The sequence below is a fragment of the Aquisalimonas sp. APHAB1-3 genome (assembly GCF_048323695.1).
Classification (GTDB): Bacteria; Pseudomonadota; Gammaproteobacteria; order Nitrococcales; family Aquisalimonadaceae; genus Aquisalimonas.
On record NZ_JBLWFT010000001.1, the window covers coordinates 337,097 to 362,075 of the forward strand.

Annotated in this window: 16 protein-coding genes; 15 read left to right on the forward strand and 1 reads right to left on the reverse strand. The window is 66.3% G+C overall.

Annotation, left to right across the window (positions count from 1 at the left end; translation table 11 throughout):
- The first annotated feature begins 98 nt into the window (after positions 1–98).
- From ACNSTU_RS01580 to ACNSTU_RS01605, 6 genes are all read left to right on the forward strand, one after another.
- A complete protein-coding gene (locus ACNSTU_RS01580) occupies positions 99–2,147 on the forward strand; it encodes a GAF domain-containing hybrid sensor histidine kinase/response regulator (RefSeq protein ID WP_290631675.1) in 2,049 nt (682 codons plus the stop codon).
- Between the two features lie 124 nt (positions 2,148–2,271).
- Positions 2,272–2,634 carry a response regulator gene (locus ACNSTU_RS01585; protein WP_290631673.1) on the forward strand — a complete coding sequence of 121 codons (363 nt, stop codon included), beginning with the start codon at positions 2,272–2,274 and terminating at the stop codon, positions 2,632–2,634.
- Positions 2,631–3,824: a methyl-accepting chemotaxis protein gene (locus tag ACNSTU_RS01590; RefSeq protein WP_290631671.1), complete on the forward strand. Its 1,194-nt coding sequence runs from the start codon at positions 2,631–2,633 to the stop codon at positions 3,822–3,824. The genes ACNSTU_RS01585 and ACNSTU_RS01590 overlap by 4 nt, the downstream gene beginning before the upstream one ends.
- A gap of 55 nt (positions 3,825–3,879) precedes the next feature.
- Positions 3,880–4,185, forward strand: a complete 306-nt coding sequence (locus tag ACNSTU_RS01595) for an STAS domain-containing protein (RefSeq protein WP_290631669.1) — start codon at positions 3,880–3,882, stop codon at positions 4,183–4,185.
- Between the two features lie 41 nt (positions 4,186–4,226).
- Positions 4,227–5,984: an ATP-binding SpoIIE family protein phosphatase gene (locus ACNSTU_RS01600; RefSeq protein ID WP_290631667.1), complete on the forward strand. Its 1,758-nt coding sequence runs from the start codon at positions 4,227–4,229 to the stop codon at positions 5,982–5,984.
- Positions 5,985–6,114: 130 nt separating this feature from the next.
- On the forward strand, positions 6,115–9,633 hold the full coding sequence (locus ACNSTU_RS01605) for an EAL domain-containing protein (RefSeq protein WP_290631665.1): 3,519 nt from the start codon (positions 6,115–6,117) through the stop codon (positions 9,631–9,633).
- A 12-nt stretch (positions 9,634–9,645) separates the two neighbouring features.
- Here the strand turns inward: ACNSTU_RS01605 and ACNSTU_RS01610 are convergent, their stop codons facing one another.
- Entirely contained in the window at positions 9,646–14,541 is a 4,896-nt protein-coding gene (locus tag ACNSTU_RS01610; protein ID WP_290631663.1) for a chemotaxis protein CheB, read from the reverse strand.
- 294 nt (positions 14,542–14,835) lie between these two features.
- On the opposite strand from ACNSTU_RS01610, the gene ACNSTU_RS01615 reads away from it, so the two are divergent.
- The 9 genes from ACNSTU_RS01615 to ACNSTU_RS01655 are packed head-to-tail and all read left to right on the forward strand — an operon-like array spanning position 14,836 to position 24,967.
- Positions 14,836–16,776: a methyl-accepting chemotaxis protein gene (locus tag ACNSTU_RS01615; protein ID WP_290631661.1), complete on the forward strand. Its 1,941-nt coding sequence runs from the start codon at positions 14,836–14,838 to the stop codon at positions 16,774–16,776.
- A gap of 16 nt (positions 16,777–16,792) precedes the next feature.
- Positions 16,793–18,316, forward strand: a complete 1,524-nt coding sequence (locus ACNSTU_RS01620) for a chemotaxis protein CheW (protein ID WP_290631659.1) — start codon at positions 16,793–16,795, stop codon at positions 18,314–18,316.
- The gene (gene cheB / locus ACNSTU_RS01625) at positions 18,310–19,371 is read left to right on the forward strand and encodes a chemotaxis-specific protein-glutamate methyltransferase CheB (RefSeq protein WP_290631657.1); all 1,062 of its coding nucleotides are present in this window, start codon (positions 18,310–18,312) and stop codon (positions 19,369–19,371) included. Before ACNSTU_RS01620 ends, cheB begins: the two co-directional genes overlap by 7 nt.
- Positions 19,371–20,015 carry a HEAT repeat domain-containing protein gene (locus tag ACNSTU_RS01630; RefSeq protein WP_290631655.1) on the forward strand — a complete coding sequence of 215 codons (645 nt, stop codon included), beginning with the start codon at positions 19,371–19,373 and terminating at the stop codon, positions 20,013–20,015. The genes cheB and ACNSTU_RS01630 overlap by 1 nt, the downstream gene beginning before the upstream one ends.
- Positions 20,005–20,880, forward strand: a complete 876-nt coding sequence (locus tag ACNSTU_RS01635) for a CheR family methyltransferase (RefSeq protein WP_290631653.1) — start codon at positions 20,005–20,007, stop codon at positions 20,878–20,880. The genes ACNSTU_RS01630 and ACNSTU_RS01635 overlap by 11 nt, the downstream gene beginning before the upstream one ends.
- The gene (locus tag ACNSTU_RS01640; RefSeq protein WP_290631651.1) at positions 20,877–21,248 is read left to right on the forward strand and encodes a response regulator; all 372 of its coding nucleotides are present in this window, start codon (positions 20,877–20,879) and stop codon (positions 21,246–21,248) included. The genes ACNSTU_RS01635 and ACNSTU_RS01640 overlap by 4 nt, the downstream gene beginning before the upstream one ends.
- Positions 21,245–23,938 carry a chemotaxis protein CheA gene (locus ACNSTU_RS01645; protein WP_290631649.1) on the forward strand — a complete coding sequence of 898 codons (2,694 nt, stop codon included), beginning with the start codon at positions 21,245–21,247 and terminating at the stop codon, positions 23,936–23,938. Before ACNSTU_RS01640 ends, ACNSTU_RS01645 begins: the two co-directional genes overlap by 4 nt.
- Before the next feature lies 1 nt (position 23,939).
- Positions 23,940–24,179: a hypothetical protein gene (locus tag ACNSTU_RS01650; RefSeq protein ID WP_290631647.1), complete on the forward strand. Its 240-nt coding sequence runs from the start codon at positions 23,940–23,942 to the stop codon at positions 24,177–24,179.
- Positions 24,180–24,202: 23 nt separating this feature from the next.
- Positions 24,203–24,967, forward strand: coding sequence for a ParA family protein (locus ACNSTU_RS01655; RefSeq protein WP_290631645.1), 765 nt, complete (start codon positions 24,203–24,205; stop codon positions 24,965–24,967).
- The last annotated feature ends 12 nt before the right edge of the window (positions 24,968–24,979 follow it).

A 24,979-nucleotide genomic window follows, 5' to 3' on the forward strand; every position in this document is an offset into this window, starting at 1 on the left:
GGCGGCGCGTTGTGGCAACGTAGAGCCTCTTCAACCCAGGGTGCGTCGCGCAACGGATCTGTCTGGCTGCCCCGCCAACCTCCGGATAATGGCAGACCGTGCATCAGACAAACTCTGGCGATCAGGCCCGCTCCGCGGCTCTGGATGCGCTGCGCATCATGGATACCGCACCGGAACCCCGGTTTGATCGCTTTACGCGGCTCGCGTCCCGCCTTCTGTCCGTTCCGATCTGTGCCGTAACGCTCCTGGACGCACACCGCCAGTGGTTCAAGTCCGCAGTAGGGCTGTCCATCACGGAGACCGCCAAGAGCGACTCATTCTGTCAGTACGCGATCGGTCAGCCAGACATCCTGGAGGTACCGGACCTGCTGATGGACAGCCGCTTCGAGCACAATCCCTACGTGACTGGCGATCCGCATCTGCGCTTCTACGCCGGCGCCCCCATTGCCGCGCCGGACGGGACCCACCTTGGGACCCTCTGCGTGATGGATACCGCGCCCCGGCATCTGACGGCGGATGAGCGGGACGACCTGCTGGAGCTGGCGCGGCTGGTGGAGCGCGAACTGGCGGCGGAGGATCTCAGCGACGCCATTGCCGCCCAGCAGCGCCGCGTGCAGGCGTTCGCCGCCCGCAAGCAGGAGGCGGAGACTGCCAACCGCGCCAAGAGCGAGTTCCTGGCGCGCATGAGCCACGAGATCCGCACCCCGATGAATGGCATGCTCGGCATGCTGGAACTGCTCGACCGGACGGAGCTCAGCGCGGAACAGCGACGCTACCTGCAGGTCGCCCGCAGCTCGGGTGATCTGCTCCTGGGCCTGATCAACGACCTGCTCGATCTGTCCAGTATCGAGGCGGACAAGATGGTGTTCCGCGAGGAGCCATTCGATCCCCGCTTCGCCCTGCAGCAGGTGGATGCCCTGATGGCGCCGCTGGCGCGCGAGAAGGGCCTGACCCTGAATGTGGCGTTACCCCCGCCGCTCGCTGCCGCTCTGGTCGGTGATCCGCAGCGCGTGCACCAGGTGCTGCTCAACCTGGTTGGCAATGCCATCAAATACACCGAGCGCGGCCGCGTCGACGTTCAGGTGGCGACCACACCGGTTCACGACAATGCGCTGCGGCTGGACTTTCACATCAGCGATACCGGTCCGGGCATCGCGCTGGGCGACCGTCAGGCCATTTTCGAAGCCTTCGCCCAGGTGCACGGGAAGGCCTACGGAGAGCCCGAGGGGACGGGGCTTGGGTTGCCCATTGCCCGGAGACTGGCGGAGGGCATGGGGGGCGCGATTACTCTCGAGAGCCAGCCGGGCGAGGGCAGCACCTTCACGTTCACGGTCCCGCTTGACTACGCAAAGGAGCCGGTTACCGACGTTCGACGCCAGTCTGCTCAGGTGCCTGACGCGGAGGGACTGCAGCGTTGTCGTGTTCTGGTGGCCGAGGACGATCCTGCCAGTCGCATGGTGGCCCAGTCACTGCTGGTGCGGGACGGCCACGCCGTGACCACGGTGGCGCGGGGTGACGAGGCCCTTGAAGCCGCGCTGACCGGCGGGCCGTTCGACCTGATCCTGCTGGACGTGGAGATGCCCGGACTCACGGGGCCGGAAGTGGCCGGCCGCCTGCGGCAGCGGGAGACTGAGGGGACTGCACCGCGGGCCCGAATTGCCGCGCTTACCGCCCACGCCATGCGCGGTGACCGGGAACGATTCCTCGCCGCCGGCATGGACGACTATCTGCAGAAACCCTTGCGGCTGGATGAACTCAGGGCACTGGTACAGTCATGCGCCGTGGCGTCGGCGTCGGATGTGTCTCTGCTGCCGGACCGCGCCCACCTGCTGGACCAGTTCGGCGGCGACGAAGCGCTACTCACCGAACTGATGCAGACCTTGTACGACAGCCTGGTTGACCGGCAAGGCCTCCTGGAGCTGGCCTGGCGGGAGGGCGATTACGACGCGCTGCGCCGCGAGGTCCACGCCTTGAAAGGCATGTTCGGCAACATGGCCATGGGGGTTGCCCGTGAGCATGCGGCGCGCGCGGAAGACGCACTCGCTGGCGATCCGAACGTGTTGCCGGAGCGGGTCAGGGAGCTGGTTCACATCCTGAATGCTTTGCGTACGCAACTGGCGCCGATCTGTGCCGCTCCCGGTGGATGACCCGTGCTCGCGGAAAACCGCTCAAGGGGCGCCGGTCGCGGCCGATACGCCTTCCTGACAAGGCATTGCGCGGCGCCAATGAGTAATGTACAAGGCTTGTACGCGGGAATTAAGGAGTGTGTTGATGGGCAAGATACTGGCGGTAGACGATTCCGCGACCATGCGTCAAATGGTAGCTACTGCGCTCAAGGAAAGCGGGCACCAGGTGGTCGAGGCGGGTGATGGCAAGGAGGCGCTGACCAAGGCGCAGAGAGAGCGGTTCGATCTGGTGATTACCGACGTCAACATGCCGCACATGGATGGGCTCACCCTCATCAAGGAGCTGCGCGGTCTCGCCAACTACCGCTTCACCCCCATACTGTTTCTCACCACCGAAACCGCGGCCGACATGAAGCAGCAGGCGAAGGCGTCCGGGGCCACGGGTTGGCTGGTCAAGCCGTTCAAGCCGGATCAGCTCCTCGCAACCGTCGGCAAGGTGCTGCGATGAGCCTCGCGGCCGTCCGTATGCCCCTGGCGAGTGCGGTTACCTTGGTGCTCGCGGGCATCGCCTGGTGGCAACCCGTGCTCGCGGCCCCTGCGGTGCTCGCGGCGGGTGGGCTCTGGGCGGTTCTGGACCGGTTGTCTGCCGATGGTGAGTGGTCGGAGCCGGGCAACCAAGAGCGCGATGATGCGCTGGAGCGGGAGCTGCGCGGATTTCTCGAGGACATGAATGAGAGCCTGAACGCGGAGTTCCTGCAGATCCGGGGCGACCTGGGGCAGATCCGTTCGCTGGTCACCGATGCCGTGCAGCAACTCAACGCCAGTTTTGTCGGGGTCAACGAAAAGACCCATGAGCAGTCCGATCTTACCGAGACCGTCATGCAGACCTCATCCGAGGATGACGCCAGCGGTTCGCTGGGCATCCGGCAGTTCGTGGCCGAGACCGAGAGCATTCTCGAGAACTACGTGGAGATGGTGGTGGGGATGAGCCGCCACAGCGTGGACGCGGCGCACGCCATCGACGATATCGTCTCTCAGATGGATGCCATCGGCGGGCTGCTGCGGGACATCCGCGGTATCGCCAAGCAGACTGACCTGCTCGCGCTTAATGCCAGCATCGAGGCCGCCCGTGCCGGCGAGGCCGGCCGCGGGTTCGCGGTAGTGGCCGAGCAGGTCAGGATGTTGGCGGAGCAGGCGAATACCTTCAACGACCAGATCGCCGAGCAGGTATCCAGCGCCCGGGGCATCATCGATCACGCGAAATCGTCCGTGAGCGAGATGGCCTCGCAGGACATGAACGAATCCCTGAACGCGCGCAAGCGAATCAGTTCCATGATGCAGGATCTGGAGTCGCTGGATCAGCGGGTGGATGCCGGGCTTTCCCGGATCTCCTCGCTCACCGGCGCCATCGACGGCCACGTACAGGATGCGGTTCGGGCCCTGCAGTTCGAGGATATCTCCACCCAGTTGCTGGACAACTCGGCCAAGGGGGTGGACGGACTGGATCATTACCTCGCCGGCATCCGTGGCGTGGTCGCCGAAGTCACCGACGATGCTGCCGATGCCGCTTACGCGGACCGGCTGCGGGAGGCCCGCTCGGCGCTCGCCCGCCAGCGTGCGGCGCGGGAAGAGGAGCGCCGCTCCCTGCGCTCGGTTTCACAGAGCGATATGGGCGCGGGCGACGTCGAACTGTTCTAGTATCAACGGTTCACGTCGAGAACTGACCGACAGACACCAGACTGAGGACCTATTGATGCCACTGGCAGTGACACGCGACGAGGAAGAAGGCGAGCTGATCATCCAGGTCACGGGACAGTTCGATTTCGGGCTGCACAGGGATTTCCGCGACGCCTACCGGGACGCCAGCGACGTCAAACGGTTCGTGGTGGATCTGCAGAACACCGACTACATGGACAGCTCGGCGCTGGGCATGCTGCTGCTGCTGCGCGAGCACGCCGAGAATCAGGTGGCGCAGGTGGAGCTGCGCAACGTGCGCGGCGAGTTGGAGCGCATTCTGCGTATTGCGAACTTTCACCAGCTCTTCCCGATGCGGGGTTGATCCATGGCTGTCCTGGCGGCAACTTGCATTGAGGAAGGATCGTGACGGGCGACGCCCGTGGCAACGATCACGAACCTCCTGCGCCCGCAGTGGCCGATGCCGCCGCCACGGTGCTGCTGGTGGACGACGAACCGGTCAATCTGCAGCTCCTGAAAGGCATGCTGCGCCACCGGGAGGGCATACACCTGCTTACTGCCGCCGATGGCGCGGAGGCGGTGGAGCAGGTGCGCACCCGGCCGATTGACCTGGTTCTCATGGATGTGCTCATGCCGGCCATGGACGGCTACGAGGCCACACGTCAGATCAAGGCACTCGACGGGGACAGTTACGTCCCGGTGCTCTTCGTCACGGCGCTGAACGACGACGATCAGCTCGCCCGCTGCGTCTCCTGTGGCGGTGACGACTTTATCGCCAAGCCCGTGAATCGTGTGCAGCTCAATGCCCGGCTCGACTCATGGTTGCGCATCGCGCAGGTCTACCGCACGGTGCGGAAGCAGCGCGACTCCCTGGACGCCTACCAGCGGCGCACCGAGATCGACCAGTGGATCGCCCGGGAGGTGATGCAGCGCGCCACTGCCACGCCGCTGCTCCAGCGCGACGGCGTGCGCTTCTGCTACTGGCCGGCGGAAATTCTCAGCGGCGACATGCTGCTCGCCGCAGAGTCGCCAGAAGGCCGCTCGTTCTTCATGCTCGGGGATTTCACCGGGCACGGCATCGCCGCCAGCATCGGTACTGTGCCTACGGCGGATCTGTTCCATCGGGAAGTGGCGCGGGGTGTCGACGCCCGTGAACTGCTCAATAGCGTGAACACGAAACTGCACCAGTATCTGCCGCCCAACCTGTTCATGGCCGCGGTGCTCCTGGTGTACGATCACCATCGCGGCCGTTTCGAGATCTGGAATGGCGGCATGCCGGATGTGCTCTACCGGACCGACGACGGCACGTTGCATCGGGTGGAGTCCAGCCATCTGCCTCTGGGCGTGCAGGGCCACATGGACACCTGCGAGATCACCCGTCTCGATGCGGAGAGCGGCACGTTCCCCGACCGGGTCTGGGTGCTCAGCGATGGAGCCCAGGAGGCCCGTAACGGCGCCGGTGAGGAGTATGGGCAGGCGCGGGCGGAGGCGGCCCTGCTGGCCGGCGGGCTCGCGCAGGTGGAGGAGGAGCTGCGGACCTTCCAGGCGGTTACCGGCGATGACGTGACCATGCTCGAGCTGCGCCCCGAGGTGGCGGCAGAGCGTGACCCGGACATCGCCGCCGAGCAGGCAGGCCCGGAGTGGAGCTTCTCCATGGAGCTGGATGCCGCCGCGTTGCGAGGGACATCCCCTTTGCAGCCCATCGCAGATGGCGTCGCGCAGATGGAGCGGATGGGTGAAGATGAGCGTCAACGGTTTCTCACCGTCATGGCAGAGCTCTATTCCAATGCGCTGGAGCATGGCGTGCTGGGGCTTGATTCATCCCTCAAGACGTCGCCTGACGGGTTCACGGCGTACTACGAGAATCGCTGCAGCGCTCTGAGTGCGCTAAGCTCCGGATTTCTGCGGATTCAGGTCGGCAGAGGGCGGGATGATCGCGGTGAGCTGCTGCGCATCCGCGTGACCGACTCCGGGGCCGGTTTCGATTATGGTCGCCTGCTGCGGGACGAGACGCCTGTGGACGCATCACTTTCGGGGCGGGGGATCAAACTGCTGCGCGGCATGTGTGACTCGCTGTGTTATTTCGGGCGGGGCAATCAAGTGGAGGCGCGCTTCCGGCTCTGCCCCCGCAGGCGCAGTGAACACGCACCGGGCAACGAATGAACGTCTGAACAGCTCTTAATCAGGAATCGTGGGGAAATCGTGGGCAGGGAGCGCCGTCATCAGGAGGTAACCTGCCATTACAGCGCCACTACCCGTCTCGCTGCGTGCTGCAGTTGAAGCGCTGACCGCGGTGTCCGAGCAGCCTTTCCTGCTCGCGGACGCCCGTTCTCCCGATCTGCCCGTGATCTATGCCAGCCCGGCCTTCGAGCGCCTTACCGGCTGGGCCGCGGGGCAGATGGTCGGGAAAAACTGTCGCGTCCTGCAGCATGAGGCGTTCAACCAGCCCGGCCGGTGGCTCATGCGCGATGCGATCCGGCGCGGTTCACGATCGCGGGCACTGGTGCAGAACTGGACCCGTGACGGGCAGGCCTTTGTCAATGAAGTGACGCTTCTCCCCATTGGCAGCCCCGGGCAGTCTCCGGACTATTACCTTGGTTTTCAGCGGAATCTGACGTCCCGTGATGACACGGGCCCCGCGAGAGAGGGGCCCCGGATTGCCGATGAGCGCCGGGATGAGGGGTTGCGGGACTGTATCGCGCACCTGGAGCGTGCGTTCGGAACGGTGATCGACGCAACCACACGCCGGTGGCTGACCGTAGCTGCCACGCCCTCGGGCAATATAACGGAAGGGGGGCTGGATGCGGTCCGTGAGGACGACGATCCCAACCACTACGGGCACCCGTTCAGCCTCGACGATCTGATCGTCCAGATTCGCCGCCGCGCCGGCGATGCGGCGCCCGGTGTACCAGTGCAGGTCACGCGGGAGCCCCGTTTCCCGGAGCGCATCTTCGGTTGCCAGCAGGCCCTGGTGGATACCTTGGGGTACGTCATATCGGCCCTTCTTCGATTCAGCCCGCTTGCGGAGATCCGGATTGATCTGAGCCTGGAGCTCGGCAATGGCGAACAGGGATTCCCGCGATTCGCGATTTTCCCCGTGCCGGCGAACGGCGATCAGCCGGAACCGATCTCCGGTTCCGAGGGGCCGGACAAGGCCCTCAGCCCGTGGTCTGACCTTGCGTTCCCGGAGGTTGCGAGGCAGGTGGCGTTGTGTGGAGCGCGGCTATGGCTGGAGCCAGACTTCACTTTTCATCTTCGCCTGAGCACCCCGGTGAACCTGGCGGCAGCGCAGTATGGTGCCGGACGTTTCCGGCAAAGACACCTGAAAGTGCTGGTTGGTGAGGATAACCCGGTGAACTGGAAGATGCTCACCGGTCTGCTGCAACATCAGCATCACGAGGTGCGGGTGGCGGAGAGCGGTGTCCAGGTTCTGGACGCCCTGCAGGACGGGCGTCCGGATGTGCTGTTCCTGGATCTGTACATGCCCGGCTTGGACGGTACGGAGGTCGCCGCTCAAATTCGCGAAGAGGAGCGCCGGGAAGGGCTCCCTCGCCTGCCGATCATCGCGGTCAGCGCCGCCACCGAGCCGGAGGAACAGGGGCGCTGTCTTGCCGCCGGCATCGACGCCTTCATCGGTAAACCGGTGGATCGTGAGCACCTGCAGGCTGTGCTCTGGGAAGTGCTGGGCAATCGCCCCGGAGACGGTGAGGGGAGCAACGGCAAACCGGTCAGCCTTGCCGATCACCACGACCTGGAGCTGGATCAGGCCCTGCAGGCGCTGGATTACGATCTGGACCTGTTCGCCGGCATGCTGGACGCGTTCAGGGCCGACTTCCCGGAACGCATGGGAATGCTGCGCAACGCCTTGAGAAAGCGGGATGTGACCGAGGCTGGGTTCATTGCCCACACGCTCAAGGGGGCCTTGTCGAACTTCAATGCCGCCGAGGCGGTGGGGCTTGCCAATGCGCTGGGAGATCAGATCGGTCGAGGGCAGGTGCGGGAGGCGCGTGAAACCCTGAAACTGCTGGACGAGACGGTTCAGCGTTTCATGGGGTGGGCCGATGAGTCCGTGGAGGCGCGGCGTCGGGAGCATCGCAAGGATCGTACCGAGACCCGCGCCACGTCGGTGGATGGCCGGAGCGTGCTGGTGGTGGAGGACAGTGCTGACACCCGGCTGATGCTCACCGAGTTCCTGCGCCGGGACGGCTACGTCGTGCACTGCGCCTCCAACGGTGAGGAGGCGCTGAGTCAGCTGGCTGTCGAGACCCCGGATCTGATTCTCATGGACTGCGTCATGCCCGTGATGGATGGTCTGGAAGCGTGCCGGCGCATCAAGAGCCACGACGCCTACGCCGATGTGCCTTTGCTGATCATTACCGCGCTCAATGACGAGAGCTCCGCCGGCGAGGCGATTCGAGCAGGCGCCACGGATTTCATCACCAAACCGATCTTCCTGCCGGTTCTGCGACAGCGACTGCGCCAGCTCGTGCTGTCGCGGGAGCGGCATCAGCGCATCCGCTACCTGGCCTATCACGACAACCTCACCGGTCTGCCCAACCGCGCCCGCTTCCACCAGGAGCTGGACGAGCTCCTCCAGAGCGCGCAGGAGCGCGGAGGCGAGCACGCGCTGATGTACCTGGATCTTGACCAGTTCAAGATCGTCAACGATACCTGCGGCCACGCCGCCGGTGACGAGCTGCTGAAGGAGCTGGGCGAGGTGCTCACCCGTCAGGTGCGCAACGGCGATCTGGTGGCGCGTCTGGGTGGGGACGAATTCGGTGTGCTGCTCCGGGACTGCCGGCTGGAGAACGGCGTACTCGTGGCCGAGAAGATCATCGATGCGGTCCGCAACTTCGTCTTCTTTTGGGAGGAGCAGGCGTTCTTCATCGGTGCCAGCGCCGGGGTGGTCGCGATCAATGACGAGGGCAGCACCACGGGCGATCTGCTCAGTGCTGCGGATACCGCCTGTTATGCCGCCAAGTCCAGTGGTCGCGGGCGTGTGGAAGTCTACCGCCGTGAAGCAGGGCAGGTGCGCCAGGAGTCGGAGCAGCTCCAGCTCGTCCCGCGGATCACCCGGGCGCTGGAGGGCGACCGTTTCGTGCTCTATCGCCAGCGGATCGTATCCCTGTGCGATGTCCCCGATCACGTGCCCCATTACGAGGTTCTGGTGCGGATGCTGGACGAGGATGGAACCATTGTTCCGCCTGCGCGGTTCATCCCGTCGGCCGAACGCTACCAGGTAATGCCCCGGGTTGATCGCTGGGTGGTCCGTCACGCCCTGAAGCACCTGCGCGAGGAGCACCTGCAGGGTGGGCAGCCGGTGCGCTACAGCATCAATCTGTCCGGGACGACGCTCATCGAAAAGGGGTTTGGCGACTTCCTCGAGGAGCAGGTCAGCGTGTCGGGCGTGCCTCCCGAGTGGCTGTGTTTCGAGATCACCGAGACCGCCACCATCCGCCAGATGGATGCGGCGGTGGCCTTCATCAATCGCATCCGTAGCCTCGGCTGTACATTTGCGCTGGACGACTTCGGTGCAGGGCTGTCGTCGTTCGGCTACCTCAAGACGTTGCCGGTTGACTTCATCAAGATCGACGGCCGCTTCGTCCGTGACCTGCTGGAGGAAACCTTTGATCAGGCCATGGTCGAGGCGATTCAGCGCATCGGCAGTGTCATGGGCATCGAGACCATCGCCGAGTTCGTGGAGAACGAGGCGGTGATGGAGCGGCTGCGCGAGATCGGCGTGACCTATGCCCAGGGCTACGGAATCCACCGCCCGGAACCGTTCCCTGGTCCCCTGGAGGCATCCGCCTGAGGTGCAAGGTCGTCATCGCGTGATGGCGTGCTGAAGTGCGGCCTGCAAGTCGACGATGCGCAGCGGTTTCGTCAGGCGGTCGTTGAATCCGGTCTCGGCGGTGGCGTCGTCGTAGAGTGCATCGGCGGTCACCGCGATCACCGGAATGCCGGCCGTACGGGAGTCTGCGCGGAGCGCCTCCAGCGCCTGATGGCCGGTCATCCCTGGCAGGTGCAGATCCATGAGAATGAGATCCGGCCGCTCGGCCGCTGCCATGGCCACGCCCTTGTTGCCGTCGGTGGCTTCCAGCAGCTCCACGGTGGCCTCGCGCCGGAAGATCTCCCGCGCCAGGGCCATGTTGCTGGGGTTGTCCTCCACGTAGAGCACCCGCAGCGAACGCAGCCCGTCGGGCACGATGTCTGTCTCTTCCGGCAGCACGTCCTGTTCGCCCGCGGTGATCTCCGCCACGGTCTCCGGCCGGATCAGGGGCAGGTTGAACGTGAACGTGCTGCCCTGGTCCGGGGTGCTCTGCACATCGATGCTACCGCCCAAGAGCTGGAGGATGCGGTGCACCAGCACCAGTCCGATCCCGGTGCCCTGGATGCGGCCGCCTTCCTGGCCAAGCCGGTTGAAGGACTCGAACAGCCGGCCGCGATCCTCCTGCGGGATGCCGATGCCGGTATCGGAGATGGCGATCCACAGCCGCTGGTCGTCGTGCCAGGCGCCCAGGTAGACGTCACCACCGTCGCGGTTGTACTTGATGGCGTTGGTGAGCAAATTCAGCAGGACCTGGGTGACGCGTGTGGCGTCGGATACCAGCTCGCCGTCGAAGCGGATGTCCTGGTGCAGCGTCACCTGGCGTTCTTCGGCCATGGGCGAGACCGTGCGCAGGCTGTCGTTGACCACCTGATGCAGGTCCAGCGGCTGGTTCTCCACGTGGAGCCGACCGGATTCGATCCGCGCAAGATCCAGGACCTCGCTGATCAGGTCGAGCAGGTGCCAGCCGGCCCGCAGAATCTGCTGGATGTTCTCGTTCTGGGTGGGCGACACGGGGTTCTCCGGGTCCGCCTCCAGCAACTGCGCGAAGCCGAGAATGGCGTTGAGCGGCGTGCGCAGCTCATGGCTCATGTGGGAGAGGAACTCCGACTTCGCCCGGTTCGCTTTCTCGGCCTCCAGCCGCGCGGCGAGCAGGGCGTTTTCCACATCCTTGCGGCGGCTGATGTCCATGACCAGGCCAAGCAGGCGCAGCGGCGCACCGTCAGCCCCGCGCTCGGCATTGGCGCGGATGTGCAGCCAGCGCTGGCCGCCGTTCTGCGTGCGCACGCGGAACTCCAGGTCCACGTCCTGGCTGCTGCGCAGGCACAGGCGGATGGCGTCCAGTAGTGGGCTGCGATCGTCTGCATGGACCTGCCGCAGCAGTTGAAGGCCGGTGAGGGCAGCGGTGGTGAGAGGAAGTCCGAACAGGTTGGCCAGTTGTCCGGGAGCGCCCAGGAACGCGGCATCCGGGCGCCACTCGAAATTCACGACGCCCGCGTAGTCCTGGGCGGTAATCAGGCGCTCTTCGTTGTCGCGCAGCGCCTGCTCCACCTCCACCCGCTTGGTGGCGTCCTCCTGTATGCCCACGAAGTGGGTCAGGTGCTCATGCTCGTCGTGCACGGGGAAGATGGAAAGATCATTCCAGAAGGCCGAGCCGTCCTTGCGGTAGTTGCGCAGCATCACCCGGGCACTGGTGCCGTTACGCAGGGCATCGCGCACCACGTCCAGTGCCTCGGTGTCCGTCTCCGAACCCTGCAGGAAGCGGCAGTTGCGTTGCAGAACCTCATCCGTGGGGTAGCCGGTGATGCGCTCGAAAGCCGGGTTCGCGTAGACAATCGGCAGATCCGGGTCGGCCGCATCGGCGATGAGAATGCCGTTGACCGACGCGTCCAGGGCCTTGGACTGCAGGCGGACCTTTTCCTCGGTCTCCCGGCGTTCGGTGATGTCCAGCGCCTTGATGCACAGGGCGTAGGTACGGCCGTCCTCGTCGTTCAGGGGGAACCGCTCCGTGATGAAATACCGAGTGCGCCCCTCCAGCGTGATGCTCTCCTCGTGCTCCTGTACCGTGCCGGCATCGAACACGGACTGCTCACGCTCGCGGTTGCGGCTGGCGACGGTGTCCGGCAAGAGGTCGGTGTCGCGCCGCCCGATTGCACCGCCTGGTTCCAGGCCGAGCCACGCCTCGAACGCGTCATTGGCGAAGATGTAACGGCCATGCGGGTCCTTCAGGGCCGTGACCACCGGCGAGCGGTTGACGATGGCGTGCAGGCGCGCCTCGCTCTCGCGGGATTCGCGCTCCGCGCGCTTGATGCGCGTGTTGTCGAAGAAGGTGATAACCGCGCCGCCGACGTTGCGCTGCTCGTCGTAGTAGGGCTGCATGCGCAGCAGGTAGTAGCGCATCACCGGGCTGGCCGCGCTGTGCTCGGCGCCTTCCTCGGTGGTGTGCAGGGTCTGGCTGATCTGGACCTCCACCTGCTCGCCGCGGCGGATGACCCGCTGCAGGCGCTGCCGGAACTGTGGCACGTCGACACGGCGATCCACGTCCAGCAGCGGGGTGTCCACCAGATCGTCGGTACCGATGAAGATCTGGTCGCAAGCCGGGTTGTGGAACTTGATGCGGAGTTTTTCGTCCACTACCACCAGCGGGTCGGCCAGGCTGTCGTTGACGTTGCGCAGATCGTTGTAGGCGGCGTTGAGTTCGTCCGTCTTGCTGTTGAGCTCCTCGTTGACGGTGGTCAGCTCTTCATTGGTGGACTGCAGTTCCTCGTTGGTGGTCTCCATTTCCTCGTTGGAGGACTGGAGTTCCTCGTTGGACGACTGCAGCTCCTCGTTGGAGGACTGCAGTTCCTCATTGGTGGTTTCCAGCTCCTCGATCACTGTCTGGAGGTGTTCCCGCGTGGTGGCGAGTTCGTCCTCCAGTTCGCTGATCCGCTGCTGGGTGGCTTCGTCGTCCGCGTCACCGGCATCCGTGGCGCCGTCCCCGGCCTCGGGGTCGCCGCCGGCGGCTGTCGGTACCGGGTCGAAGCAGATCAGGTAGAGAAGCTCCTCGTCCAGCTCGCCGGTCACCGGGTGGACGGAGACCCGCACCCGTTCCTCCTGGTCCGGGACGTGGATGGCGCGGCTGTAGGCGGAGACCCGGTTCTTCTTGACCCGGGTGACCAGCGCCGACATGTCCACCCGCAGCTCCCGTCGGACCAGGTTGCGCACCGTGAAGTCCGGGTCGCCGTGGGGAATGCACAGATAGCGGGACGTGTCGCCCAGGATGTGCTGGATCTGCAGGGTCTCGTCCACCAGCAGGCCGGCCGGGGCGTACTGCTCCATGGTGGCCCGGATCATGCGGTCGTACGGGCTGAGCTTGGGCTGGCGGCGAGCCGGAGATTCCGAGTCATCGTTCGCCGTTGTGCCGACGCCACCGGCGCGGTAGGGCATGGTGGAGTAGCTACTGCGGCTGCCGCGCTGCTGGAAGATCTTCCAGGTGGACTCCAGCGGCAGGAACAGATGCTCGTGCCGCGTCACGTTCTCGGACTTGCCGAGGAACAGCAGTCCGCCCGGGTTGACGGCGTAGTGGAACAGCTCGAACAGCCGCTTCTGCGTATCGTTGTTGAAGTAGATCAGCAGATTGCGGCAGCTCAGGAGATCCAGGCGCAGGAAGGGTGGGTCGTGCAGCAGGTCCTGCCGGGCGAATACAAGCATCTCCCGCAGGCTCTTCACGACCTTGTACTGATCGCCGTACGGCTGGAAGTAGCGGTTGACCGTCTCCTGATCCAGCTCCACCAGCGATGTGGCGTTGTAGACGCCGCGGCGCGCGGTATTGAGCGCGGGCTCATCCAGGTCCGTTGCGAAGATCTGGATGCGGTAGTCCCGGACCCGCGCCCCGAGCATTTCGCTCAACAGAATGGCGAGGGTGTAGGCCTCCTCGCCAGTGGCGCAGCCGGGGACCCAGATGCGGATATCATCGCCCGGGCGGCGATTGCGCAGCAGGTGGTGGAGCTGTTCCCGCAGCGCCTCGAACGCCTCCGGGTCGCGGAAGAACGAGGTCACGGAGATGAGAATGTCCTGACAGAAGAGCCCGACCTCTTCGGGGTCTTCTTCCAGCAGCCGCAGGTAGTTCTCCAGTTCGTTGAGGTGGCGTGCGGCCATGCGCCGGCGCAGGCGCCGGTGAACCGTCTTCTCCTTGTAGGCGGACAGGTCCAGCCCGGTCTGCTGATGAACGAGCCGTGTAATCCGTTCGTAGACCGGCGCTTCCGGCTGCTCGGGTTGGGTAAGAAGGGCGCGGCCCGCCATCTCCACCAGCCGCTGGAGCTCGCCGGCGACGCGGTCCGGCGGCATCACCAGATCGATGCACCCGGTCTCCATGGCCGCCCGCGGCATGCCGTCGTACTTTGCCGTCTCCGGTGCCTGTACCAGGGTGAATCCGCCACCGGCCTTGATGGCGCGCACCCCGTGGCTGCCGTCGCTGCCCGTGCCGGAGAGCACCACCGCGATGGCGTGCTCGCCGAAATCATCCGCCAGAGAGCGGAAGAAGCCGTCCACCGACGGCTTGGGTACGGGGCGGTCTTCCGGCGCGGTCAGCCGGAGCTGGCCGTTTTCCACCACGATGTTCTTGTTGGCGGGCGTGATGTAGATGGTGTTGGCCTCGATGGCCATGCCGTCCGCCACCTGAGCGACTCTGAGCCGTGTCTCCCGCCCCAGAAGCTGCACGAGCATGCTTTCGTGCCGGGGTGAGAGGTGCTGGGCAATGATGTAGGCCATGGAGGTGCCGGTGGGCAGGTGGCCGACGAAGGCGCGCAGTGCTTCCAGGCCGCCCGCGGAGGCGCCGATGCCCACGACGGTGAGTTCGCGCTCGTTCGCAGGGAGTTCGGTGCTGGAGTCGTCAGCGGCGGACTCTGTCATTCGCAGCCTCTGGGCGGCTGCTGTCTGGCAGCCGTGTGGATGAGTCGGGCGTCGGCGTCGCGTCATCCGTGCGGGGCAGCCAACAACGCGATTCATTCTATGGAGGGGCGAGGAGGGCCGCAACCGCGGGTTTCGCCCTTCGACAGCGCGTCTTTGCTGGCGTCGATTTCCGTGCTCAAGCCCGCAGGTGGTCCGCCGATAACCCGGATTGAGTAGCGCTTGCCGGGTCACGGGTCCGGCGCGCGGGCATGCGCGGTTCGCGATGGTGCGAATCCCCAGCACGGAGAGATACAGATGGCTCTGGTGAAGAAATCCGAACTGGACAACGGAGGTTCGGAGCACGACGCGGAGTCGGGAGGCTCCACGGCCGACAACGGGCAGCACTCACGCCGCGAGGCGGAGGCGGCACGGCGCCGGGCGCGCACCCTGGCCAAACGTCAGCAGGCCGCCGAGCGGATCGCCGCGGCCGTGGCGCAGCTCGGCAGCAGCGTTGCCCAGTCGTCATCCGCTGCGGAGGAGCTGCGCCGCTCCATGAACCAGATCGCCGTGGGCGCCGAACAGGCCTCCGGATCCTCGCAGGAGACCCTCGGGTCGGTCTCCCAGGTGGCGAGTGCGGTCACCCAGCAGCGGGACAACACCCGCGCGGCGGTGAAGCGGCTCGACACCATGACCGAACAGGTCACCAGTAGCGGTGATGCCATCGAGGACCTGGTAGACGTGGTGAAACGGGGCATCGAACGCCAGGGGCGTGCGGTGGAAGGGGCGGATACGCTCTCTACGCGGGCGGAAGAGGTGGGCGACATCGTCAAGGCGGTGACCCGGATCGCCGATCAGACCAACCTCCTGGCCCTGAACGCCGCCATCGAAGCGGCCGGGGCCGGCCAGCACGGCCAGGGCTTCGCAGTGGTCGCAGACGAGGTGCGCAGCCTTGCGGAGCTGTCGCAGAAGAGCGCTTCCGAAATTCAGGAGCTGGTGACGCGCATCCAGACGGAGGTGGAGGCCGTCACCGGTGACATCCGCCGGACCGCGGAGCAGGGTCAGGAGAACGCAGACGCCGGCGACCGGATCACGCAGCAGCTCGAAGACGTCCGCAAGTCCATGGAGACCATGCAGGCCAGCGGCCAGTCCATTCGCCGCATCGCCGACGAGTCGGCGGAAGCGGCCGAACGGGTGCAGAAGGAGGCCGAGACCATCGCCAGCGCCGCCGAAGAGCAGGCGTCCGCCTGTGAAGAGGCGGTGCGCATGGCGGGTGAGCAGACCAGCGCACTGAACCAGTGCCAGGAGGCCACCGAGAACCTCTCGGAGCTGTCCGAGAACCTCCGCGACAACACCGACATCGATCGCAGCGCCGAGGAAGTGGCGGCGGCGGCCGAGCAGCTGGCGACGTCGGTGGAGGAGATCCATCGCTCGTCCACGCAGGTGTCCACGGCCATCGAGCAGATCAACAAGGGCGCGCGCCAGCAGAGTCGCGCCGGCGAGGCGGCGGCCGCCGCCATCACCCAGCTTGAGCAGGGCGCCAACCAGGCGTCGGAGCAGACGCAGAAGATCCTGGAACTGGGCGACGAGGCGTTCACCAAGTTGCAGGAGAACCGCCAGACCGTCGAGGAGCTTGCCAGCAGCGTTGCGACTGGCGCGGATCAGTCCCGCGATGTGCGTAAGCGCGTGCGCGAACTGGAACTTGTGACCCGCCGCATCGACAAGACCATGGGTGGCATCAACATGGTCAACGTCCAGACCAGCATGCTGGCCGTCAATGGCGGCATCGAGGCGGCCCGCGCCGGGGAGCATGGAAAGGGATTCACGGTGGTCGCCACCGACATCCGCAACCTGGCCTCGGATGCCTCGGAGAATGCCGGCCGCATCGAGGAGGTGGTCGGCCTGGCCCAGGATGACATCGCCGACGTGCGCTCACTGATGGAGCAGATCGCTGCGAGCGCTGACGAGGAGACCCAGAACAACGAAAGCATCCTGCGCGACCTTCGCAAGGTGGAAGACACGGTAAAAAGGGTGATGGAGGGGAACCGGGAGATCGCCGAAGCCTCGCGCACCATTACCGAGTCCGTTGGCGAGGCGAAAACGGGGATCGAGCAGATCGCCGCCGCGGCCACGGAGGCCGAACAGTCCACCAGCGAGGCCGCCACGGCGTCCACCCAGCAGCACCAGGCCGGGGAAGAGCTGGCGGCCGCGGCCGAGGAGATCGCCTCCCTGGCGGATCAGCTGCAGAACGGTGGGTGATCCGGTGAGCGCTGGCATGGGCACGGCAGGCGAAGTACAGACGGCACCGGGGGACAGTGACGGTCAGCACCTGGTGTTCGCCCTGGGTGACGGAGCCTACACGGTCGCCATGGCGCCGGTGCGGGAGATAATCCGCGTCCCTGAGGTCACACCGGTCCCGCTCAGCCACGACGCCGTGATCGGCGCCGTGAACCTGCGTGGCCAGGTCATTCCGGTGGCAGATCTGCGCCAGCTTCTCGGGTATCCCGCCGTCGAACCGGGGGAGGATGCGCGCGTGCTGGTCACCAGCCTGCGTGACGGGCTGGGGCTGCTGGTGGACGCGGTGCTGGAAGCCACCGTCCTTGATCCCGGCGATGTCCGGCCCGCCGAGAACGTCACCGGCGTCGTCGATCTGCCCTGGCTGGAAGGGGTGGTGCACCGCTGCGACCGCCTGGTGCAGTGCGTCGACCTGGAGCGCCTCATTGCCAATGTTGGCCTGGAGATCGTGACCACCGAGACCCTGGAGCGCTCCGGGGGCGGCAGCCTGGGGGGCACGGCGGAACAGGCGGAAACGGCCGGGCAGCGGCGGGAACTCATTGGACTGGATGTGGCGGGACAGACGTTTGCACTGCCGTTGCGCCAGGTGGTCGAGATCCTGCGCGAACCGGAGGTGACCACCGCCGTCCCGGACGGCCCGCCCGCCATGCTCGGGATCGCCGACTGGCGCGACCGCCCGCTGCCGCTACTGGACCTGGCCCGCTACTTCGATCTGCCGGAGCACGATGGCGAAGCGGAGCGGCGCGTCCTGGTTGTGCCGCTGGCCGGCGACCGGGATTCCCTCGACGGCGCCGTGGTGGGGCTGGTGGCGGATGCGGCCCGGGAGGTTCTGCGGGTACCCGCTCACCGGGTCGACCCGCTGCCAGAGATCATGCGCCAGGGTGGCGGCCTGCAGGAGTGCAGCGCCGTGGGACGGCTGGAGGATGGCCGTCTGGTGTCGGTTCTGGACGCCGAGCAGCTCCTGCACGACCGGGATCTGGCAGCTGTGCTCAATCGCGATGACGTCTCCGGTGCCGCCGACGATCCGTCGGCGGTGGAGCAGTTCGTGACCTTCGAGCTGGCAGGGCGCCCGTACGGTGTGCCAATCGACGCGGTGAAGGAGATTCTGCGCCCGCCCGAGCGGCTCACACGGGTGCCGCGGGCGCCCGCGCTGGTGGAGGGGGCGTTGAACCTGCGCGGCAGTATTCTGCCCATCATCGGGCTGCGCGACTACCTGGGGCTCGGTCCGGTTCCCGACAGTGAGCGGGCACGGGTGCTGGTGCTGCGGCGGGAGTCGGGCTGGCTCGGCTTCGGGGTGGATGCGGTGCTCAGCGTTGAACAGGTGGCCCGCGCCAGCATTGCTCCGGCCCCGGGCAACGCCACACGACACACCGACCTGCTTACGCGGGTTGCCATGGATGACAACGGCGGCATGACGCTCTTACTGGACCCTGCCGGCCTGGCCGCGCGGGTCGAAGCGGCGGCCGAAGAGGTCGCCATGGCAAACCTGGAGCCCCAATGCTGACAGTTCTGGTCGTTGACGACTCGGCGCTGATGCGCCGTGCCCTGCGGGAGGCGCTCGAAGCAGAGCCGGATATCCGCGTGGAGATTGCGCGGAATGGCGAGGATGCCCTGGAGCAGGTGCAGCGGCTGCGGCCGGATGTGATCACCCTGGACATTCACATGCCGACCATGGATGGCCTCACCTGTCTGAGCCACCTCATGGTCATGGACAACCCGTGTCCGGTGATCATGGTCTCCTCATTGACGGAGAAGGGCGCGCTCGCGACGTTCGAGGCCATCGAACTCGGTGCTTTCGACTATATCGCCAAACCCGGCGGAACGATCTCCACGGATCTGGAGAGTATCCAGCGGGATCTGGTCGCCAAGGTCCGTGCAGCAGCGGGAGGGCGCCGTCTCGGCCGGACATCGGCTGAGCCGGCCGCGAAACCGGCACCACCGCAGCCGCGGCCGGCGCGGAGCGGGGGTGCCGTGGAGCGTCTGCTCGTCATCGGTGTCTCCACCGGTGGGCCGCGGACGCTGGAGGAAATTCTGCCACGGCTGCCGGCGGACCTGGACTGGCCCGTGCTGGTGATCCAGCACATGCCTGCCAGCTTTACCAGCGTGTTCGCCCGCCGTCTCGACGGTATGTGCGCCATGGCGGTGCAGGAGATCGCCCGGCCCACTGCCCTTGAGGTGGGCGTCATCCACGTGGCGCGCGGCGATGCGGACATCACCCTGAGCCGCCGCGCCCAAGGGCTGACGCTGGTGCCGACGCCGGCCAACCCGGACTATCTCTGGCACCCTTCTGTTGGCCGTTTTCTGGAAAGTGCTGATGGCCAGGTGGATGCCGGCGCGCTGGTGGGCGTGCTCCTCACCGGCATGGGTGACGACGGCGCGGCCGCCATGGCGGCCTGGCATCGTCGCGGCGCACGGACCATTGCGGAATCCGAGGAGACGGCGGTGGTCTTCGGCATGCCGCACGAGCTGATCGAACAGGGCGGTGCCCAGGAGATCCTGCCTTGCCACCGGATTGGCGCCCGTCTGCTGGACTGGCTCCGTGACGGGGAGGTGGCCTGATGCCTTTGATCCGACGCGATGACGCTGCTCCGGCACCGGGGCAGGAGCGGCGCGAGATCCCGCGAGACAGGGAAGGGCTGATCGCCCAGCTCGATGACAAGCGTCCGGTGGCGAGGCGGCGTGCCTCGCGGGAGCTGGCTGGTGATGCCGGCGCCGTCGACGCGCTCTGCGACGCACTGGAGCGGGAGCAGGACGAGGGCTGTCGCCACGCCATGCTCACGGCGCTGCTGGTCACTGGCGGTCAGCGGGTGCAGGAGCGGCTGCTGCCACTCCTGCGCAGCGAGGATGCCGCCCTGCGCAACGGTGCTATCGAGGTGCTTCAGGGCATGCCGAAGCTCGCCGCGGGGTACATGGATGAGCTCCTGGCGGATCCCGACTCCGACGTGCGCATCTTCGCCGTGAACATCCTGGAGTCGCTGCGTCACGAGCGCGTGCCCGACTGGCTTCGCGGTGTTCTCGAGCGCGACGATCACGTGAACGTGTGCGCCGCGGCGGTGGATGTGCTCACCGAAGTGGGCGACGACCACTGCCTCGATGCCTTGCGCCAGCTGCCCGCCCGGTTTCCCGGTGAGCCCTTCATCGCCTTCGCGGTCCGCACGGCGGAGCGGCGCATCACCGGTGAGGAGCGCGGTGATGGCCGCTGACGCTCCCCGTGAGGCAACGGAGGTGCCCGGCATCGGGTACGAGGATTTCACCCGCTTCCGCGAATTTTACTACCGCAAGACCGGCAACTGGTTCGAGGAGAACAAGCGCTACTACGTGGACAAGCGCCTGCTGGCCCGCATGCGTGCCACGGGTTGCGGTACGTTCCGCGAATACTTCGTGCGCCTGCGTTTCGAGACGGACGGCGCCGAGCTGCAGGAACTGGTCAATAGCATGACCGTGAACGAGACGTACTTCTTTCGCGAGGAGTACCAGTTCCAGTGCCTGGTGCGGTCCATGCTCCCGCGGGTGGTGAAGCGCAAGAAGCCGGGCGAGACCGTGCGCATCTGGTCGCTGCCCTGTTCCACGGGTGAAGAGGTGTATTCCCTGGCGCTGTACCTGCTGGAGTACTGGGACGATGTGGACGATTACAACGTGGAACTGATCGGCTCCGACATAGACACCCGCGCACTGGAGAAGGCGAATCAGGGGATCTACGAGGGTCGTGCCCTGCACGCCCTGCCGGGACCGCTGCTGAAGCGCTATTTCCGGCGGCTGCCCGATGGTAGCCACCAGATCCTCAAGAGCATCCGCGATTCCATCCGCATTAGCCGCGTCAATCTCCAAGATCCGCTGGAGACCCGCCCCTATCGCGGCTTCGATGTTGTGTTCTGTCGCAACCTGTTGATCTATTTCGATGATGCAGCCCGGAGACGGGCGGCGGAGACGCTCTACGATGCCCTCAACCCGGGCGGCTACATCTGCCTCGGGCACTCAGAGTTCATGAGCCGCATCTCGTCGCTGTTCAAGCCGGCGCGCTTCCCCGAGGCCATCGTCTACCAGAGACCGGAGGAGGACCAGACATGACGCGCGTACTGGTTGTTGATGACGCCCAGACCGTTCGCCTCTACCACCGAGAACTGCTGGAGCAGGACGGGTTCGACGTCGACGAGGCCGTCAACGGGCTTGAGGCACTGGAGCGTCTTGCCGATACACCGTATGACCTGCTGCTGGTAGACGTGAACATGCCACGAATGGATGGCTACACGTGCGTCCGCCGGGTGCGTACGGACGGGCCCGACATCGGCGTGCCCGTCATCATGGTCACGACGGAAGGCGCGGCCGGGGACCGGGAACAGGCCCTGAGCGCCGGCGCCAACCTGCACATGGCCAAGCCCGTGCAGCCGGAAGTGCTGCTGAGTCGGGTGCGGCTCATGAGTGGAGTGTTGTCATGAATCCCCTGTTGAAACAATTCGTGGAAGAGACCCGGGAGTTTCTCGAGGACGCGGCCTCCGGCCTGCTGGCGCTGGAGAAAGACCCGACCGACCGAGATGCCATGGACCGGGTATTCCGGGCCATGCACAGCACCAAGGGCGGCTCCGGTCTGTTCGACTTCGACCCCATGACCGACCTCATGCACCAGGCCGAGAACCTGCTGGACGAAGTCCGCCAGGGCGAGCGCCCGCTGCAGGGGGCGCTGGTGGACCAGCTCCTGGACGTGCTCGATCAGGTCAACCGCTGGATCGACGCCATCGAGCGTGACGAGGTGCTGCCGCCGGACGCGGCCGCCGCCAGCCAGGCCCTGGTCGACAAGCTGCGCCATGCCGCGGGTGACACCGTCGACACGGCAGCCGACGCCGATGCGGCTCCGGTCGCGGAGCCGGTGGCCCCGGACACCCCGACGCCGGCTCCCCCCGTCGAGGATGCCGGCTGGCAACCCGAATGGCTTGCGGCGATACCGGATGCGCAGCGGCGTGAAGCCGTGATGGCCGCCTGGCAGGACGGGGCGGAGCTGGCGCTGTTCGAGTTTCAGCCCGAAAGCGGGGCCTTCTTCACGGGCGGTGATCCGCTGCTGCTGGTCCGCAACGTGGAGAGGCTGGTATGGCTGGCCATCGAGCCCGCCACACCCTGGGACGAACCGGAGTCCATGGACGCCTATGACTGCCGGCTGCGATTCCGCGGCCTGGCCAGCAGCGGTGCGGATGCGGTGGCTGCGGAGTTTGCGTTCGAGGACGAGGAGACCCTGCGTTGCGAGCGCGTGCCGGCGGACGCCCTGGTTTTCGCGGGCGGTGAGCCTGGTGACGCCACCATGCTGGAGGAGTTTCTCGCCAGCGCGCCCGAACTCCACGCCGCTGGCGACCATACGGCGTTGCGGCGCTCCGCAGAAGCCATGGCCACTCTGGTCAGCCCGGACATCCGGGAGGGCAGTGCGTTGGCCTGGCTGGTCGTGGCGCTGGATGCCGACCGTCAGGACCACGTGGCCGCACTCTTGCGGGAGCTGGGAGTGGCCGTGACGACGCCGTCGGCGCAGGAGCCGGAACCGGAACCCGAGCCCGAACCGGACCCGGACTATACGGAAGCCGCGCCCGCGTCTGTTGCCGCCGTGGGCCCGGTGGGGGACGCAGCACCGCTGGCGGGCGAGTCCCGCGCGGACGTGTCGGCGATCGATCCGCAGGCGGTGCGTGCCGTCATGCAGGAGCAGTTGGCCATGCTGGGCGCGGTGGACACCGATGATGCGGCAGCGGCCGGTCATGTTGCCGCGGCCGGCCGTGTGCTCAAGCGGGCCCTGGTTGCCCTGGGCGAGGCGGATGACGCTGTCGACACGGCGCTGGAGAACGCCGCCAAGGGTGATCTGGAGCCCCTGCGCGCGGTTGTTCAGGGCGGTGCACAGGGCGTTCCGGCGACGTCCGCGGCCCCTGCGGTTGAGACGGCGGGTGGAGAGCGATCGACCAAGAGCTTCCGCGTGGATGCCGAGAGCATCGATTTCCTGGGCGACCTGGTCGGTGAACTGGTGGTCGCCAAGAACAGCTTCCCGTTCCTCGCTGAACGGGCCGAGCACGAGTATGGCGTGCGCGATCTTGCGCGGGAACTGAAAGAGCGCTTTAACGTCATCAGCCGCATTGCACAGGACATGCAGGGCGCCGTCATGCAGGTGCAGATGCTGCCCATGGCGCAGATCTTCCAGCGATTCCCGCGCCTCGTAAGAGATCTCTCCCGGCGTCTGGACAAGCAGATCGAGTTGGTGCAGGAAGGCGAGCAGACCGAGGCGGACAAGACCGTCATCGAGGTCCTCGGCGAGCCGCTGACGCACATGGTCCGCAACAGCATCGATCACGGCATCGAGTCGCCCGAGGCACGGCAGGCGGCGGGCAAGCCCGCCCAGGGCACGATCCGCCTGGCGGCGCGCCAGGAGGGCGAGCATGTCATCGTCGAAGTGGAGGACGACGGCGGCGGGCTGGATCCGGCCGCCCTGCGCCGCAAGGCCGTGGACAAGGAGCTGATCAGCCAGGCGGAAGCGGAGCGGCTCACCGATCAAGAGAGCCTGCAGCTGATCTTCACCCCCGGATTCTCTACCCGCGACGCCGTATCCGATCTCTCCGGCCGTGGCGTCGGCATGGACGTGGTCCGCAGCACCGTGAATCGCTACGGTGGCTCCGTGTCCGTGGCCAGCGAGCAGGGCCGGGGCACGCGGCTGCGCCTTGCCATGCCACTGACCATGGCCGTGTCCTACGTCATGGGCGTGGAGGTGGCCGGCCAGCTTTTTGGTGTCCCCATGGAGAGCGTGGTGGAGACGGTGCGGCTGCCTGAGTCTGCCGTCCGAAAAGTCAAACAGGAGGAGGCGGTCGTGCTCCGCGACGAGGTGATCCCGCTGCGGCGCCTGGATAAGCTCCTCATGCTCGACGGCGCCCAGAGTGATCGCCGGGCGCGGGTGGATGCCACGTACGACGAGCCCCAGGTGACTGTGCTCGTGGTGCGGCAGCCCGAGGGCCCCGTCGGGCTGGTTGTGGACGACTTCCAGGAGGGCCTCGATGTGATCGTCAAGCCCATGGAAGGTGTGCTGGCAAGTATCCGCGCTTACTCCGGTACGGCCCTGCTCGGCGATGGCCGTGTGCTTCTGGTGCTCAACCTCAGGGAGTTGCTCTGACATGCCCATCGACTACCGCAAGACCGTGGCCCGGCTCGAGGGAACGTGCACCGTCGAGGAAGCGGAGGAACTGTTACAGTGGCTGCAGGCCAATCCCCAGGGCAAGGTCAACCTCAAGGAGTGCGGCCATCTGCATGCCGCCGTGCTGCAGGTGCTCATGGCGGTGCGTCCGCCACTCTCTGCAGAGCCGTCCGATCCGTTTCTGGCGCGCTGGGTCACCCCCGCGATCACTGGCACATAACCATGACGCCATCGGTGTAAGCCATGACGACTGAACCCTTCGTGGTCGCCGTTTCCAACCGCAAGGGCGGGACCGGGAAATCGACGACGGCGGTGAATCTTGCCGCCGCCTGGGCGCGACAGGGCCTGCGCACCCTGGTGATCGACCTGGACAGCCAGGGACATGCGGCACTCGGTCTCGGCGTGAGGCCGGCGCGTGGCCAGCCGGGCAGTCAGCAACTTCTGGCCGGCGAGGTGGAGCAGCTGTCGGCCGTGGTGGTGCCGTCGCGTGTCGAGGGCGTGGACGTGATTCCGGCGGATACCCGTGCGCCGCGTGAGCCCGATGCCCCGCCGGAACGGCTCGCCGCACTCCTCGCAGCGTCCGATACGCCCTGGGACCGGGTCATCATCGATACGCCGCCGTCGGCCGGTGCGTTGCTGGAGAATGCCCTTGGTGCCGCCCACGGCGTGGTCGTTCCGTTGCAGCCCCACGCCCTTGCCGCCGAGGGTGTGCGTCAGCTGGTTCAGCTGTTTTTCCGCATTGCCAGCCGCGTCAATCCCCGGCTCCAGTACCTGGCCATCCTGCCGGTCATGCGTGATCCGCGGGTGCGCCTCCACCGCCAGGTGGTGGACGACCTCGCCCATCAGTTCGGCGCGTTCCGCATGCTTCGGGGAGTGCGCTCGGACATCCGGCTTGCCGAGGCGTTTGCAGCGGAGCGTTCCATCCTTGAGTATGCGCCCTCAAGCCGCGGTGCCATGGACTACCGGCTGCTTGCCGACGAGCTGGAAGCCCTCTGGGAAATTGCCTGACGGCAAGGGAGC